This window comes from Ectobacillus ponti, from assembly GCF_024294785.1.
In the GTDB taxonomy this organism is placed as follows: Bacteria; Bacillota; Bacilli; order Bacillales; family Bacillaceae_G; genus Ectobacillus; species Ectobacillus ponti.
Genome location: NZ_JANCLT010000006.1, coordinates 64,228 through 80,542 on the forward strand (window position 1 = coordinate 64,228; position 16,315 = coordinate 80,542).

A 16,315-nucleotide genomic window follows, 5' to 3' on the forward strand; every position below is an offset into this window, starting at 1 on the left:
GGAGAGGGAGAAATGGCGAGAAGAAGGTTTAAGATTACGAGAATGCTGGCAGTCATCCTGGCAGTCATGCTTGCTGTGTATAATGTGCCTGCAGGAGCGATCCTGACGGCCTTTGCCCAGACTGACAAGAACCCGGGGGTCTTTACACTGCAGCTTGTTGATGGGGAAGCCCCGGTTGCCAACCAGGCCGTTGCTGTATTTGACGGCGAGCAGGAAATTGGCATACATACAACAGATGAAAACGGGGTTGCGGCATTTTCAGAGCTGACGAATGCGAGCTTGGGTGCTGATAAGAAATTCCGGTTTGCAACGGGAACGGACACATTTGAAATTTCCTTGGAGGAGCAGACAACAGCCCATTACATCTATGATGTGGGAACAAAGACAGTGACGCGCGGCGCAGACCAGGTCATGTATCAGGTTTCCTTGGCTGCGGCGCCAGAGCATGGACAAGTGAAGCTGAATGGCACTCCTTATACGAAGGCGGTTCAGGTGAAGGCCGGGAGCGATGTGAAGCTGGAGGCTGTGTCTGATGAAAACTACGAGATTCAATCTGTCACCATCAATGGAGAAGCAAAGGAGATTAAGAATGCCAGCTATAAGGCTGCTCTCTCCGGCATCTCCAAGGACACTGTCATTGATGTGAAATTCGTCCTGAAGAGCTATACCATTACCTTTGAAAGCAATGGAAATGGGGATATCAAGGACGAGAATGGCCAAATCATCCAATCTGTGGCGGGCAAGGTCGATGTGGAAGTGCAAGACGGCAAAGAATCAGCTTTTACCGCCATTCCCAATCAGGGATATCTTGTAAAGGAAATCTTGGTGGATGGAAAGGCGGTTGGACTGGGAACGGAAGCTGGGAAGGTTGATTCTGACGGCTATCGCTACTCTTTCGGAAAAGTAGATAAGAATCACAGCGTTCAAGTTACCTTTGACTTGAAGACATATAAGGTTACAGTTGACAGCGGTATAAAGAATGGCAGTGTTTCAGTTAGCCCATCAACTGTGGCACACGGCGGCCAGACAACCGTGACGATGCGTCCGGAGGATTTGTCTTATCAGGTAGCCGAGCTGCTGATTAACAACACGCCTGTCCCGATGGACGAGAAATTTGTAGACCACGAGGATAACAGCACAACATACACCATTTCAAATGTGACCAGCGACATTTCTGTAACTGCTGTATTTGAGAAGGTGCAAGATTTAAAGAATGCCTGGGATACATATGTATCCATCAATCCAACCTCCGGGGAATATTTAGATTCATTTAAAAAGGGCAAGGACCAGGCACTCCTGTACTCCAAGAATGCACAAGTCACCATTGCACCACAAGATCCGTATAACTATGTAAGCCTGTCTTACCTGGATTTAGGTCCAATTGACCTTATCCTGAACTGGAAGCAGAGCCACACAATCTCTTCGTCCACGTCCATTGAGCAGTTGTTTGTCAAGGAAAGAAAGGGCGTGAAACGAGATATAGGCCGAGTGGATTTTGGCGGAAAGATGCTGCTTGTATTTGATAAAAAAGCGCCTCATATTAACAAGCCTGAGGTGAAGAGTGATGAGCAAGCAGAGGTCGATGGCTCAATCTGGCACAGCGGCAAGGTAAACGTATCCTTCACTGTGGAAAATGAAGAGGAGACATTCGAAGGCATCACATTTGCCTCCGGCATTGATAAGGTCTACTACACCAAAGGGAACTACTCCCAAGGGACAGTGGGTGCAGAAATCGCCCCTGTCGAAGGCCGTTATTCCTTCACCACAGATGATGAGGACTACAAGGGTGTGTACAGCATATGGGCTGTAGACAAAGCCGGAAATATGTCCGATGTCCAGACGGTGGATATCAACATTGACAAAACACTTCCTGTCCTTGCGGATGGCAAGGCAGTGGAGTTTCAGCAAAGGAATGATAGCGCATTTGCTGAAGCATTGCACTTTCTGTCCTTCGGCACCTTCTTTAAAAAAGAAATTACTGTTAAGGTAAAGGCGAAGAAGGATGGCTCCGGCATCAAAGAAATCTCTTTGCATCCAAGCAACAGCAAGATTACAGTGAAACCGGACGGGGAAATTCGCTCCGTGGGCAATGGCACTGCTGAAGAAGCAACATTTACAGTGCAGGCAGAGGAGGTCACTGGATCCTTTACTGCTGAAATTATGGATCGTGTCGGCAATAAGAAGGAGTATCTCATTACAAAGGACAACTCCAATATTGCTGCTGATAACAGCGGAGTCATCCTGTTTGAGGAAAATGAGCCTTCTGTCAGCATACAAGTGGATCAGCCGGAAGGTGTACACGAGCACAATAGTGTCTACAGCGGCGACGTGACTTACAAGATTGCAGCCGGCGACGAGGACTCTGGTCTTCATGCGGTGGCGATTACAATCAATGGAAAAGAATACAAGACTGATGAATACGCGCAGCTTGCTGAGAAGAAGACGGCAGCAGCCTTTGAAATCCAAACAAAGGATTGGAAGCCTGATGAGAAAGGCGCCTACCGCATTGTAGTGGCTGCAGTTGATAATGCCGGCAACACAAAGCAAAAGGAGCTTATATCCTACGTAGACAAAACAGGTCCAATCATCTCCGGATTCCGTTTCTCTGTTTATGACGAAGTAAGCAGGAAGTATGAGGATTTAAAAGACGAGGCCCAACCGCACGACATGGTCGAGCCCGCAACATACGGCTTCTATTTCAAGCAGCCAACAAAGGTGACCGTGCAAGCGGAAGACCTTGCACCTGCGAATGAGCATGCAAGCGGTGTTCAGTCCATGGTCATCTATCTTCGCGGCAATACCGGGACATATCAAGCGGTCAAGCAAGATGGATCCCTCCAGGAAGTGAGTGAAGCGGATCTTGGAAGCATTACGCCTGTCAATGCGGCAGACAGCAAGTTTACCTTTAGTATTCCTGAGGTGTTTAAAGGACAGATCATTGCCAAGGCAATAGACTATGTACAAAACACAGGTGCTCCGCAAGAACCGGATGCAGCCGTTCTTGAAAATAAGCAAAAGCACGAGGAAGAGAAGCACATTGCCCTGGAAAGGCCTGCTGCCGTCTTCAAGGATGCTGACGGCAAGGACTTGTACGCAGATGATGTGAATGTGCAGCTTACTGTCACAGACACATACTCAGGCTTGAAGCAGGTGGAATGGTTTGTCGAAGGAGACAATGACAAAGCAAACAACCAAAGCGGTAAAGTCATGGTGAACAACAATAAGCAGTATGAAGCAGGAAGCGAATCTGAGGGCTGGAGCCAAACGAAGACAGATAGCAACCTTGTCCATGAAATGAAGAAAACCCTTGTTGTAAAAAACAACAGCAATAGAATTCGGGTGCGGGCTGTTATCACCGACCGGGCCGGAAACGTATCAGCGGAAACGCAGGAGTTCAGCATTGACAAAACAGTGCCGGAAATTCAAGTAACCTATGATAATGACAGACCAGATGCTGACCACAAGGACTTCTATAAAAAAGGCCGGACTGCGACCATCAAGGTAATGGAGCGCAACTTTAATCCAAAAGCTGTGCAGCATACCATTACAAACACGGCCGGCGCCATTCCGGAGCTGAGCAGCTGGGAAACAGCTGTGGATGAAGAGAACCCTGACCGGACCATCCATACGGCAACAATTCATTATGCGGCAGATGGCGACTATACGTTTGACATCGCTTATAAGGATGCCGCCGGAAATGCTGCTGCACCGTTTCAGCAGCAGAAGTTCACGCTGGATCAAACAAAGCCGGAGCTGCAGGTTTCCTATGACAATAATAACGCGGCAAACGGCAACTACTATAATGCCAACCGGACTGCCACCCTCATCATTAAAGAGCATAACTTTGACCCAAGCCGTGTGCGGGTGACAGGCTCTGCAACGAATAACGGGAAGCCGTTGGAATTCCCGCAGACAAGTGAGTGGATGACGAATGGCGATACGCATACTGCTACAATTGTGTACCAGGGAGATGCCAAGTACAGCTTTGACATCGACTTCAGAGATAAAGCAGGCAATGATGCGGACGATTACAAGGCTGAAGAGTTTTATGTGGACAAAACAGTCCCGGTTCTTGCAGATGGATCCAAAGCGGTAACCTTCACCCAAGAAAATGGCGGCACCATTGCCAAGATCTTGAACCTGCTTACGTTTGGAACCTTCTTCAATAAACAGATCACGGTACAGGTGAAAGCCCAGGACCTGGCTACAGGCGTAGAGAAGATTGAACTGCGTACGAGTGATGGCAAGGTAATCCCACAGGTGAAGCCGAATACTTGGAAGCAAAATGGCTTAACAGGTGAAGTGGAGTTCACTGTCGACGCGGACCGATTTGAAGGAACGTTCACTGCGGAGGTTACAGACCTGGCCCATAATACAGAGGGGTACCTCATCACACACTTGAACTCCAACATGGCTTCGGAGAAATCGGCAGCCATCATGTTTGAGAAGGAAAAGCCTTCTGTGAATATCGAGGTCATTCCGCATGAGGGCGTCCAATACAGCGGAAACAAGGAGTACAACGGCGATGTCACATATAAGGTAAAGGCAGTGGACCCTGATTCCGGTGTGAATACTGTTGAGATCAATGTGAATGGAAAAGTATACACACATCATTACTCAGATGGAGCTGAGAAGCAAACGGCTCCGGATGTTCCAGGGATAAGCACAGACAATGGAGACATTGCCATCAATGATGACGGCTCTTTTGTAGTGGCCGTTAAGACAATTGATAACGCGGGCAATGAAACAGAGCAACACATCACAACCTACCGGGACAAGACAAAGCCGAGAATTACCGATGTTTCCTTCTTCAATCGCAACAGCAAAGGGGGATACGATCGAGTCGGCGAGCCTGCCAGTTTGCAGAGCACAGTGGAGTTGACAGGCTACGGCTTCTATTTCGAGGAGCCAACCCGGGTGACGATAAAGGCAGTGGACGGTAAGCTTCCGAAGGATCATGCCAGCGGCGTTCAATCCATCACGGCTTATCTGCAAGATTATGAAAATGGCAAGTATTACGCTGTCCTGAAAGGCGGCGGCCTGCAGGAAATTCAAGAGTCTGCCATTGGAAAGATCACCCCTGTTGCGGCAACAGAAGAAATCACCTTCAACGTTCCGGCAGCATTCAAAGGGCAAATCTTCACCAAAGCGACAGACCGCGTTTACAACACGAGTGCTTTCCAAACACCGGACGGCACGATTGTTGAAAATGCCGAGAAGCATGCTGATGAAGGAGATCATATTCAGCTGGAGAAGGCAGTCACATCTTACAAGGATAACAACGGCATGGACTTGTATGCTGGCAATGTGGATGTGAAGCTGACAGTGACGGACACGTACTCCGGCATCGGCCAAATAGAGTGGTCCGTGGAAGCCCCGTATGACACGGCAAACAATCAACGCGGAACGGTTGTTCTGAATAATGACAAGTCATATGCAGCCGGCAGCAGCACGGAAGGCTGGACACAGACAAGAACGGAAAAGAATCTTGTCTATGAAATGACGAAGGTTCTGAACGTCAAGAACAACAGCAACAGCATTACGGTTAACGTGAAGATGACGGACCGGGCCGGCAACACATCTGAAAAGAAGCTGAGCTTCAGCATTGATAAGACAGCGCCGGAGATTAAGGTCACGTATGATAACAACAGAGCGGATGCCCAAAATGCAGAGTTCTATAAGGAAAACCGTACAGCAACCATTATTATTACCGAGCGCAACTTCCGGGCAGAGGATGCGAAGCATCTTATCACCAATACGGATGGCAAAATCCCGGCTCTGTCAGGCTGGAGAACAACAGCCAATCCGGCTGATCCTGATGAGACCACGCATACGGCGACCATCCTGTATGAGGCGGATGGGGATTACACGTTTGATATCGCATACAAGGATAATGCCGGCAATGCGGCTGCACCGTTTGCCCAGCAGAAGTTTACCATTGACAAGACGAAGCCGCAGGTGAAGGTTTCCTACAGCAACAGCGCCGCGGCGAACGGCAACTATTATAAGGCTGCGAGAACAGCAACCATCTCCATGACGGAGCACAATTTCAATCCAAGCCGCATCAAGATCACAGGCTCCGCAAGTGATAAGGGCGCTGCCATCAGCTTCCCCCAGGCAAGCGGATGGACTGCAAATGGGGATGTGCACACAGCTACCGTTACGTATCAGGCGGATGGCAAATACAGCTTTGACATCGACTTCACCGATATGGCGGGCAATGTCATGGATGACTATAAGACAGAGGAGTTTTATGTCGACAAGACGGCTCCGGCCCTTGCCATTACAGGCGTACAGGACAAATCGGCCAACAACGGCGATGTCGTGCCGGTCGTAACGTATTCGGATACGAACTTTAACAAAAATGCCGCGGCGATTACTTTAACCGGCGCCAATCGGGAGAAGGTGGAGCTGGATGGCAGCTATGCGGATGTGCCGAATGGGCAAGCATTTACTTTCCGTAACTTCAAGAAGGAAAAAGAAGTGGATGATATCTACACCTTGACAGCAAGATTGACAGACCTTGCCGGAAATGAAACAAAGCAAACCATTGCCTTCTCGGTAAACCGCTTTGGTTCCGTCTATGTGTTCGATAATTCCCTGCAGAACATCGATGGCAAGTACGTGAAAAACGAGAGAGATATTACACTGACAGAAACAAACGTCGACAGCTTGAAGGAAGGCTCCATCCGGGTCAAAATGACGAAGAATGGCACGCCTTCCGACCTGAAGGAGGGGGCAGATTATACTGTCGCCAAGTCGGGCGGCAACGGAAAATGGAGCCAGTACCAGTATACAGTGAAGAAAACACTGTTTGCCGGCGATGGCCGGTACACAGTGGCGCTCTACTCAGAGGATGCTGCCGGCAATGTGAATGAAAATATCGATGAGACAAAGAGAGCTGAAATCTCCTTCGGCATCGATAAAACGGCGCCTGTGATTGTACCGATTGATTTGGAAAACGGCCAGCAGTACGCAGTGGACCGGAAAACGGCCAGCGTGTCCATAAAAGACAACTTGGTGCTGCAAAATGCTTCCATCTACTTGAATGACGAGAAGGTAACGTATAAGGCAAGCGGCGAAAGCTATACCTTCGAAATTCCGGGAAGCAACCAAAAGCAGGATGTCACGATCAAGGCGGTGGATGCGGCCGGGAATGAGCTGGTTGCGAAGGTGGATGGCTTCCTGGTTACAACAAATGTATTTGCACGTTGGTACAATAACACAGCCTTGTTTGTCGGATCTTTAATTGGGATCGGCACAATGGCCATGGCCATTGCCGGATACTTCATCCTTTCCCGAAATAAAAGAGCAGTCCGCGAAGAAGAAACGATTGGAGGCTAATACAACAATGTTTGGAGAAGCAACACTCGTCGCAGTACTTGCAGCCTCTTCTTTGGCTGTAAGCGTAATTACACTGATTCTTGTCCTTGTGCTGTGGCGCAGGGTAAAGGTACAGACAGAAAAAGCAGCCTCTTTGCAGGCTGGCGCGTTACAAGCAGCAAGCGCCTCTGCAGGGTCGGGAGTTGTGTTTTGCCGAAGCTGCGGCACACAGTACGACTCGGCGGCAACAGCTTGCCCGGACTGTAAAACAGCAAGAGCTTAACCAGTGGAAAACTGAAGCTCCCCGTCTCTCGGCAGACGGGGAGTTTCTTGTTATTATCTGTTTTTGTGGGCAGCGTCCATGCTTAGAAGCTAATGGGCCCAGTGATAGATGGTTTGCGGGTCCTGCTCGAAGGAACCGGGTGCTCCCGGCTGCCGCTGTGCTCTTTGCTGAGCTGCCTGCGGCGTTACCTTGCTCAATGGTGTTCCTTGTTCTCTTTGTTTTTGTTTCTGCTGATATTGCAGCACCTGCGAATCCGGTGCAACGTCAGCCTGCAATGGATCACCGGAAACAATGGTAACCGGGGTATGCAATGGCGTCATGGCATACAGCTCTTCCATATCGGCAACACCCAGGCGGATACAGCCTTTTGACTTGTTTTGCCCGATGCTGCCCGTGTCATATGTCCCGTGAATGGCGTAGACCGGGTCGGAGAGCTCCATCCCCCGCGTTCCATATACCTTGGGGACGCGGGACTTTGGCTCTGCAACCCGTCTGTTCACAAAGAAGGTTCCCGCAGGTGTTTTCTGTCCCAGCCCGACCGGAAAGGAAGCGAGCGTTTCCTCACCGGACAGCATACTGATGGTGTGCTTCTCCTTGGACACAACGAGGTGGACAGGCTGAAACCCGTATGACGGAGAGCCCGGTACATTTGGAGAGAGTGCAGCTTCCACCTGCTTTTGCAGGTCATCCGGATCAAGCTTTTCTGGTTTTTGATATACCCAGCCGCCCTTGCCATCGTAGCGGGAAACCACTTGACGGCTGCCTGAAATCGGCTCCGGGAAGAGGAAGGACAGATAGTTTGCCGGAAACGGCGAGGTGAGTTCGGCCAAGCTCTCCGGAAACCTGCCTTCTGCAATGGCAAACTGATAGATGGCGGTGCGCATGATGGCCAGCTCCTTTCTACCCGGCTGTTCAGCGGCAGCTTCTATACTGGATGACTGCTGTCCGGTTCTTGACGCAAATCGGAGAATGGAGCTGTCATTTAAGGCTGCCGGCGCCAACAGCTGAGGCAGCAGAAAAAGCAGAGCAAACACAATGGATTTTCCCTTGCGGCTTTGCTTCTGCGGATGTTCTGCTTTTGGATAGTACTTTCGGACATTTCTTCTTATCAGGATATATATTCTTTGCAGCAGAGGGGGCTTTTGTGTTCTTGCGGATGCCGGCATAGGCTTCTCCTTTTCTTACGTATGCTGAATGTGAAAAGAACCCACACGCGGGTTCTTTTCATCGTTCAATATGTCAGCGCTGCTGGGTGTGTATTTGCAGGCCGTTGTCCGTTTCCTCACCAATGACTGTAATCGTCCAGTATTGCTCTGCCAGCTGCTTCTGTGACCAATCAACAGCATCCGGATAAAGCTTCTGCAGGTCATGCAGAACACCTTGTGCATTGGCAGCCAGCAAGCATTGCCGCTGCCCGCCGGCTCCTGTTGCCATGTACATCCTTTGCTTATCCATTTCAGGAGCCGCCATATGGGATTGAATCCAAAGAATAAGTTCAGTGGGGACATCAGGAAACATCGTAAAAAGGACTCTTTCCCGTTCCAGCTGCTTAATATATAAATCCAAGTGCTGTCTGTTCCTGCGCAGGAAGGTAATGGCGCCATCCAAGGCATAAATGTCAAGTGAGGGCAGCAGCTTCTTCTGTACCTGTTTGGCATCCTCCTGTAAAGAAATGACGGAAACAATATACAGGTTATAGTCAAAAAAGCGGTAAGAGTCGATTACTTCAAGTGAGGCAAAATCACGAACCCGTTTTTGAAAAAGCTGCAGTGCTTCAACACGTGAGCCGGCAATGGCCAGAAATTTTGCACGGACGGTATAATGAGAAAGAGCTGTCTTCTCCGCTTGAACGGTTTCCTGATTGACAAGCAAAAATCGCCTTAAATCCATTCGATTCCAGAGCAGTTGCTTCAAGGTGTTATCCCCCTTTCTCGGGATATAAAGAAAACACGTTATATCATCTATAGTAAGTGTAATTAAATTGTCAGAAAACATCCACGAATAATACCAAATCCGTATACATGGATTTAATTTTGAACGAAGGCCAGGAAGAAGATAAGGGCAAACCCCCTTCAGTTGAAGGGGGGGTCTGTATGGCGGCAAGCCTGCCGCATATGCTCTTTATATTGCAGGTAGGCGAAACCGCCCGCCAGAGCGAATACGATCATCAGCATCCAGTAAGAAGAAAACAGCAGAATAGCGAAGAAGCAAAGTGAGAGAAGAATGCCGGCTGCTTTCATGGGACGTGAAGGAAGCACGGAAATGGAAGCCAATGTGCCAAGCAGGGCATTGCAAAGGAAAAAGGCATTGGCAATGGCTACGAGCTGATGAATGGCAACAACCTGCAAATACAGGAGAACAAAGACGGCAGTATGAAGGAGAAACATGAGCAGGAAAGCCCGGACCGGCACGTGCTCTTGATTTCTCGCGGCCAGCCAAACAGGCAGGGCTCCACTTTGTGCCTGATCACTGATTAGGCGGGCTACAGCTCCAATGACAAGCAGAACCGTGCAAATACACAGAATAATGGTGATTCCTGAAATGAAGGGAACGGCAAGCCGGCCAAAGGCTGCCTGCAAAATGACAGCAAGTGAATACGATTGAGCATCAGAATGCGGTGACCATTGAAAGGCGAGTGCAACAGCTATGCTGACAGCGGCAATTACTGAGAAGCTCAGCAGGATGGCACGCGGAATGGTGCGCTTCATATCCCGGATATCGGAGGAATAGCTGCCGATCACCTCCCAGCCAATCAAGGCCCAAAACAACAGCAGCAGGCTGTATCCGAAGGCTTTTGCTTGAAATGGGGTGTCCAGATGCAAATCAGGCTTTGCCTGCAGCAATGTGGCCGCACTGCCTATAAGCAGTATAATGACTGCCAGGCTGGACATGATGAAGGCAATTTTTCCGACTGCGGCAATTTCCCGGGTCAGCACTGCATAGGTAAAAAGAAGGAGGGCCAGTGTCAGCCATTCCGGGCGTATAAGCTCTTGCCCCAGCAAAAGCTGCAGATAGCTCCCGGCTGTGCCGAGCACTGCGACGGGACCGAAGCAAACCGCAAGGATAAAATATAGAGCTGACAGATTTTTGATGGAGCGCCCAAAGGCCCGCTCCACAACAAGCGAAATACCGGAGTCACCGGGGAATTGCATGGTCAGTTGCCCGAACAGGCGGGCAAACAAATAGCTGAGACCGAGAATAATGAGCCAGGCGGCAATCGCATATTCGCCGGCAGCCTCATATACGGCCGGCGGCAGAATGATAATACCTGACCCAAGAATAGGACCAATCATGAGACCACTTAAAGCAATGGGACCGATTTGTTTTCGTTTCATTTACTTCACCCCAATATATACTTGAAGGAAAAGGTACTTTCCTTTATCTTGAGTATATTCATGTATCTTCCATCAGTAAAATGAATGTTTTTGATGTAAGCGATCGGAAAAAGTGATAATGGGGGCAGAGAGATGGAAATCAGACAGCTGGTTACCTTCAAGACAATAGTGGAAGCGGGAGGATTTACAAAAGCTGCCGAGCAGTTGGGCTATGCCCAATCAACAGTGACCGCACACATTCAAGCGCTGGAGCAGGAAATTGGAATGCCTGTATTTGACCGGGTCGGGAAGAAAGTGCTGCTGACGGAAGCAGGAAAGCATCTGCTGCCGCATGCTGCGGAAATGATTCAGCTGTACGAGAAGGCAAAGGACATTTCCAGGCTGCAGGATCAGCCGCAGGGAGAGCTGCGGATCGGCGCGCCGGAATCCTTGACAGTGTACCGGCTGCCCTCCATTATCCAAGCCTTCCGGCGTCAATATCCAAAGGTCAAAATTATAATGAAGACAGCCTCCTGCTGGACGCTGCAGGAGGACTTGCGCAGAGGGGATTTGGATATTGCCTTTGCCTTGCAGGCATCCTTGACCAACACGGCTGTTCATACAGAGCAGCTTCTCATAGAGCCGTTTGTCATTATTCTTCCGCCGGAGCATCCGGCGGGAGCGTTGGGGGAACTGCAGCTGTCTCCACAGGACCATGTATTATTTACGGAACGGGGCGGCTACCGGGATTACTTTGAAGCCTTTTTGCGCCAGAAGGGCATCCGCACAGACAACGGCATGGAGTTTTGGAGCATCGAGGCCATCAAGCAATGTGTGATCTGCGGTTTGGGTGTTGCCATGCTGCCGCTTATGACCGTACGGAACGAGCTGGAAGCAGGCAAATTGCGCGGCATTCCGTGGGATAATGCACTTGGCAGCACATCAACACTCGTGTCCTATCATAAGCAAAGGTGGCTCTCACAGGCAGCGCGGGTGTTTCTGGAGATGACAAGGGAGCAGGCGAAGGGGTGGACTTGAAGCAGGAAGAGTGAAGGGGATGATCCCGGAGGCGCGATGAAAGGCGCACCTTCGGAATCATCCCCTGTTCTCACTTACAGCACGAACAGGAATACACTCAAGAAGTGGGCCAGCGTGCCAAGCAGAATAAAAATATGAAAAATCTCATGGAAGCCCATGTGCTTAAATTCAAGGAACTTTGGCTTCACCGCATAGATGACACCGCCGATGGTATAGAAGATGCCGCCCAGTATAAGAAGGAATAAGCCGCCGCCGGCCAGTGCCTTTGCAAGCGGGCCTGCCGCAAATACAATCATCCATCCCATCAGAATATAAAGGACAGTGGACAGCCAACGGGGACAGTTAAACCATACCATTTTAAAGACAACTCCGAATATGGCTGTACAAGCAATCACCGAGAAAAGTGTCCAGCCTGTCAGCCCGTTCAGGCTGATCAGGCAGAAGGGAGCATAAGAGCCGGCAATCAAGATGAAAATCATGGAGTGATCGAGTCTTCTTAAGAAAGCAATCACTTTATCCCGGGCAATCACCATATGGTAGGTGGCGGATGCCGCATACAGCAGAATCATACTGATGCCAAATACAGTGACAGCTGCAATGGCAATAGCCGACGGTGTAGTCATGGCAGCTTTGATTACCATGGCCAACAACGCCGCAAAGGAAAGAATGGCGCCGGCCAAGTGCGTCAGTCCATTGATTGGCTCGCGAATATATTGATTCATAAAAAGACCTCCATCACCTTATGTAGTTTTTGTTACTACTTATAATGATATATGTATTCTGTGCAGTAGTCAATCATTACAGTCTATGATACGATCAGCATGTGAACAAAATTTGAAAACAGGGGTTTTAATGTGGGCGAGATTGAGAAAATCATGAGAGAATTGGACGTCGACAGTCAGCTGGAGCTGGAGGATATCCCGAATTTGGATTTGTATATGGATCAAGTCATTCAGCTGTTTGAGAACAAATTCAAGGATGCCAAACGGACCGGCGAGGAAAAAATTTTAACGAAAACGATGATCAATAACTACGCAAAGGGAAAGCTGTTTTTTCCGATTAGAAATAAAAAGTACACCAAAGAGCATTTAATTCTGATCAGCTTGATTTACCAGCTGAAGGGAGCTCTGTCCATCAATGATATTAAGGCGCTGCTGAGCCCCATGAATGAAAAAGTGACGGAGAACGAAATTGACCTGGAAGAAGTATACGGCGGCTATCTGCAGCTGGCTGCCCAAAATGCAGCGGCATTCAAAGAGGATCTGCAGGTGCGCGCCGCGGCGGCAGAGCAACAACAGCTGCCGGAGGTGCTGCTGACCGCCTCACTTGTTCATATGAGCAATCTGTACCGCCGGGCTGCGGAAAAGCTGGTGGATCGGCTGGAGCAAAAATAATTTTTGCTGACAGGTTTAAATACAGAATGGGCGGGTCATAATAAGTACGCAAGATGAAAATTGCAATTTTATGTACTTGTTACATGCTAGGAGGCAACAACAATGGAACGTGGTAAAGTAAAGTGGTTCAACAGCGAAAAGGGTTTTGGATTCATCGAGCGTGAAGGCGGCGAGGATGTGTTTGTTCATTTCTCCGCGATTCAGGGCGAAGGCTACAAGTCACTCGAAGAAGGCCAGGAGGTTACTTTCGACATCGAAAATGGCCAGCGTGGACCACAAGCGACAAACGTGCAAAAAGTATAATTGTCGACATGTCAGACAGACCCGATACAGGGTCTGTTTTTTTATTTGCCGAAAGCGGTCGCGACATGTAAAAAAGTGTTCAATGAAAGATCTGTTTATATGAACTATATCCTGTATAGTATAAAGTGAGTAATCACTCACTTGTGAGGAGCTGAGAGGATGAAAGCGGCAATTGCAGTCAAGCGGGTAAGCAAGCACTTTGGGAAGAAGGAAGTACTGAACCATGTGGATCTGACGGTGGAGGAGGGCCAAATTTATGGGCTGATTGGGCCGTCCGGCTCCGGGAAGACCACTCTTGTCAAGCTGATTGTCGGCATGGACCGGCCGACACAAGGCGCGGTGGAGGTGCGCGGCACCTCAGTCCCGGATTTGGGGCTGCTGCAGGAAATCGGCTATATGGCACAATCAGATGCCTTATATCCGGAGCTGACCGGCCGGGAAAATTTGGCCTTCTTTGCCGCTTTGTTCGGGTTGAACAGGGCTGCGCAGAAGGAACGGATTTCGTATGCAGCCGGGTTGGTCAATCTGAAAGAGGACCTTGGCAAGCGGGTCTCAGCTTACTCCGGCGGCATGAAGCGCCGTCTCTCCCTGGCAATCGCACTCATTCAAAATCCGAGTGTGCTCGTGCTCGATGAGCCGACTGTCGGCATTGACCCGGAGCTGCGGCTCTCCATTTGGGAGGAGCTGAAGCGGCTGAGGAGTGAGGAAGGGAAAACAATTTTGGTGACGACACATGTTATGGATGAGGCGGAAAAATGCGACCGTCTGGCCATGGTCCGGGACGGCAGCATCCTGACGAGCGGCACACCGCAGGAGCTGAAGGAGCGGTATGGCGTAGGAGAACTGGAGCAGGTATTTCTGATGGCGGGAGGCGGCAAGCATGCGGACAGCGGCGCTCATTAAACGAATTTGGCGGCAAATCGGGCGGGATAAGCGGACGCTGGCGCTGCTGTTTTTGGCGCCCTTGCTTGTGCTCACTCTCATGCACTTTCTGTTCAACAGCAGCGCGGTGGACCCGAAGCTTGGTGTAGTGGGGGCAGACAGTGCTCTGGTGGAAAAGCTGAAGGCTGCTGATTTGGACGTTACAACTTACAACACTGAGAAAAGCAGCAACGACATCTTGAAGGAAGAGAAGCTGGATGGCTTGCTGAAAATAGAAAACGGCAAAACAGAGCTGACCCTGTATAATACAGACCCGACCAAGAGCAAGCAGCTGCAGATGAAGACGCAGCAGATTCTGGCCGCCTATATGCAGCAGGTGCAGGCGGCAAAAATGAAGCAGGCTGTGCCGCAGCCGCCGCAAATGGGAGTGGAGTATGTATACGGCAACAAGGATACCTCTTTCTTTGATGTGTTCAGCCCGATTCTGGTCGGCTTCTTTGTCTTCTTTTTCGTTTTCTTGATTTCAGGCATCGGCCTGCTGCGGGAGCGGGTCACCGGAACGCTGGAGCGCCTTCTGTCGACGCCGGTCCGCCGCTGGGAAATTGTTGCCGGATATCTGATTGGGTACGGTGCGTTGGCGGTTCTGCAAACAACAATTGTCGTCCTGTATGCCGTGAATGTGCTGGGCATTATTTTGGTCGGGTCCATTTGGAGTGTGATCGCAATCAATCTGCTGCTGGCCTTGGTGGCTTTGTCGCTCGGAATTCTCTTGTCGGCCTTTGCCGCTTCCGAATTCCAAATGATTCAGTTCATTCCGCTCGTGATTATTCCCCAGGTCTTTTTTACCGGGATTTTTCCGTTGGAGGGGATGCCGGTTTGGCTGCAGGCAATCGCGAAAATTATGCCGATGTACTACGGTGCTGAGGCATTGAAGGATGTCATGTACAAGGGAATGGGGCTGGCGGATGTATCGGGCAATTTGCTGGTGCTGGCAGGGTTCGCACTGCTCTTTATGATCCTGAATATCGTCGCCCTGAAAAAATATCGCAAGCTATAGGAAGGGGCAGGGCCTGTGTCATCCCATAATCTAATTGAAGCTGCACTTGCCCGGCTGCAGGTAAAGGGGAAGCAGACGGATAAGCAGCAGCAGATTCTTGATGCGGCTGTCCGGATTTTCGCGGAGAAAGGCTATGCGGCAGCCTCCACCAGCGAGATTGCAAAAGCGGCCGGCGTGGCAGAGGGAACGATTTTCCGGCATTATGGCACAAAGGAGAATCTGCTGCTTGCCGTGCTGGTGCCTTTCCTAATGGAAGCAGCGCCTGTTATTGCTGACGAACTGGTGCATGATGTGCTGATTCCGCCGCACGACAGCCTTGCATCCTTCCTTCGGGCACTCATTATAAATCGTTTGGCATTCCTGGAAGCAAACCGTGAAATCTTTAAGATTTTGGTGATGGAACTGCTGCATCGGGATGACCTTCGCCAGCAGTTCTTCGGGATGTTCCAGAAGCGCGTCCTGAAGCATTTGTATACTGTCATTGAGGTGTATCGGGAGCGCGGCGAAGTGGCAGATATACCGGCTGAAGCAATCGTGGAGCTGGCGGGAACATATCTGTTCGGTTATTTTTTCTCCCGGTTTGCCCTGCTTCCGGGGCAGCCGCTGAACCATGAAGCGGAGGCTGATCGGATGGTTGGCTTTATCCTGCGTGGAATTGGCGGGTAAGCAGTCTGTCCAGATTGAATGATGATACGCAAATTCCCCGGCTGCATAAGCCGGG

Annotated in this window: 12 protein-coding genes; 8 read left to right on the top strand and 4 right to left on the bottom strand. The window is 50.0% G+C overall.

Translation table 11 applies throughout. The annotated features are described in order from the left end of the window. The first annotated feature begins 12 nt into the window (after window positions 1–12). Both NK662_RS12690 and NK662_RS12695 read left to right on the top strand, forming a co-directional pair. On the top strand, window positions 13–7,344 hold the full coding sequence (locus tag NK662_RS12690) for an Ig-like domain-containing protein (protein ID WP_254759306.1): 7,332 nt from the start codon (window positions 13–15) through the stop codon (window positions 7,342–7,344). A 7-nt stretch (window positions 7,345–7,351) separates the two neighbouring features. Continuing rightward, a complete protein-coding gene (locus NK662_RS12695) occupies window positions 7,352–7,606 on the top strand; it encodes a hypothetical protein (protein WP_254759307.1) in 255 nt (84 codons plus the stop codon). A gap of 89 nt (window positions 7,607–7,695) precedes the next feature. On the opposite strand, the gene NK662_RS12700 is transcribed toward NK662_RS12695, so the two are convergent. The 3 genes from NK662_RS12700 to NK662_RS12710 form a co-directional block, all read right to left on the bottom strand. Further along, the gene (locus NK662_RS12700; protein ID WP_254759308.1) at window positions 7,696–8,640 is read right to left on the bottom strand and encodes a L,D-transpeptidase family protein; all 945 of its coding nucleotides are present in this window, start codon (window positions 8,638–8,640) and stop codon (window positions 7,696–7,698) included. A gap of 205 nt (window positions 8,641–8,845) precedes the next feature. Beyond that, complete coding sequence (locus tag NK662_RS12705) at window positions 8,846–9,520, bottom strand: hypothetical protein (RefSeq protein WP_254759309.1); 675 nt, start codon at window positions 9,518–9,520, stop codon at window positions 8,846–8,848. A gap of 158 nt (window positions 9,521–9,678) precedes the next feature. After that, window positions 9,679–10,941 (bottom strand): APC family permease, encoded by a 1,263-nt coding sequence (locus NK662_RS12710; RefSeq protein WP_254759310.1) that lies wholly within the window; start codon window positions 10,939–10,941, stop codon window positions 9,679–9,681. A 132-nt stretch (window positions 10,942–11,073) separates the two neighbouring features. Here NK662_RS12710 and NK662_RS12715 point away from each other — a divergent pair, with 132 nt between their 5' ends. Continuing rightward, window positions 11,074–11,958, top strand: coding sequence for a LysR family transcriptional regulator (locus NK662_RS12715; RefSeq protein ID WP_254759311.1), 885 nt, complete (start codon window positions 11,074–11,076; stop codon window positions 11,956–11,958). A 74-nt stretch (window positions 11,959–12,032) separates the two neighbouring features. On the opposite strand, the gene trhA is transcribed toward NK662_RS12715, so the two are convergent. After that, window positions 12,033–12,680 carry a PAQR family membrane homeostasis protein TrhA gene (trhA, locus tag NK662_RS12720; RefSeq protein WP_254759312.1) on the bottom strand — a complete coding sequence of 216 codons (648 nt, stop codon included), beginning with the start codon at window positions 12,678–12,680 and terminating at the stop codon, window positions 12,033–12,035. A gap of 132 nt (window positions 12,681–12,812) precedes the next feature. On the opposite strand from trhA, the gene NK662_RS12725 reads away from it, so the two are divergent. From NK662_RS12725 to NK662_RS12745, 5 genes are all read left to right on the top strand, one after another. Then, window positions 12,813–13,352, top strand: a complete 540-nt coding sequence (locus NK662_RS12725) for a DUF1836 domain-containing protein (protein WP_254759313.1) — start codon at window positions 12,813–12,815, stop codon at window positions 13,350–13,352. Window positions 13,353–13,454: 102 nt separating this feature from the next. Then, window positions 13,455–13,655 carry a cold-shock protein gene (locus NK662_RS12730; RefSeq protein ID WP_254759314.1) on the top strand — a complete coding sequence of 67 codons (201 nt, stop codon included), beginning with the start codon at window positions 13,455–13,457 and terminating at the stop codon, window positions 13,653–13,655. A 159-nt stretch (window positions 13,656–13,814) separates the two neighbouring features. After that, entirely contained in the window at window positions 13,815–14,558 is a 744-nt protein-coding gene (locus NK662_RS12735; RefSeq protein ID WP_254759315.1) for an ABC transporter ATP-binding protein, read from the top strand. Further along, window positions 14,536–15,594 carry an ABC transporter permease gene (locus tag NK662_RS12740; RefSeq protein ID WP_254759316.1) on the top strand — a complete coding sequence of 353 codons (1,059 nt, stop codon included), beginning with the start codon at window positions 14,536–14,538 and terminating at the stop codon, window positions 15,592–15,594. The genes NK662_RS12735 and NK662_RS12740 overlap by 23 nt, the downstream gene beginning before the upstream one ends. 15 nt (window positions 15,595–15,609) lie before the next feature. Next, window positions 15,610–16,260 (top strand): TetR/AcrR family transcriptional regulator, encoded by a 651-nt coding sequence (locus tag NK662_RS12745; protein WP_254759317.1) that lies wholly within the window; start codon window positions 15,610–15,612, stop codon window positions 16,258–16,260. Window positions 16,261–16,315: the final 55 nt, after the last annotated feature.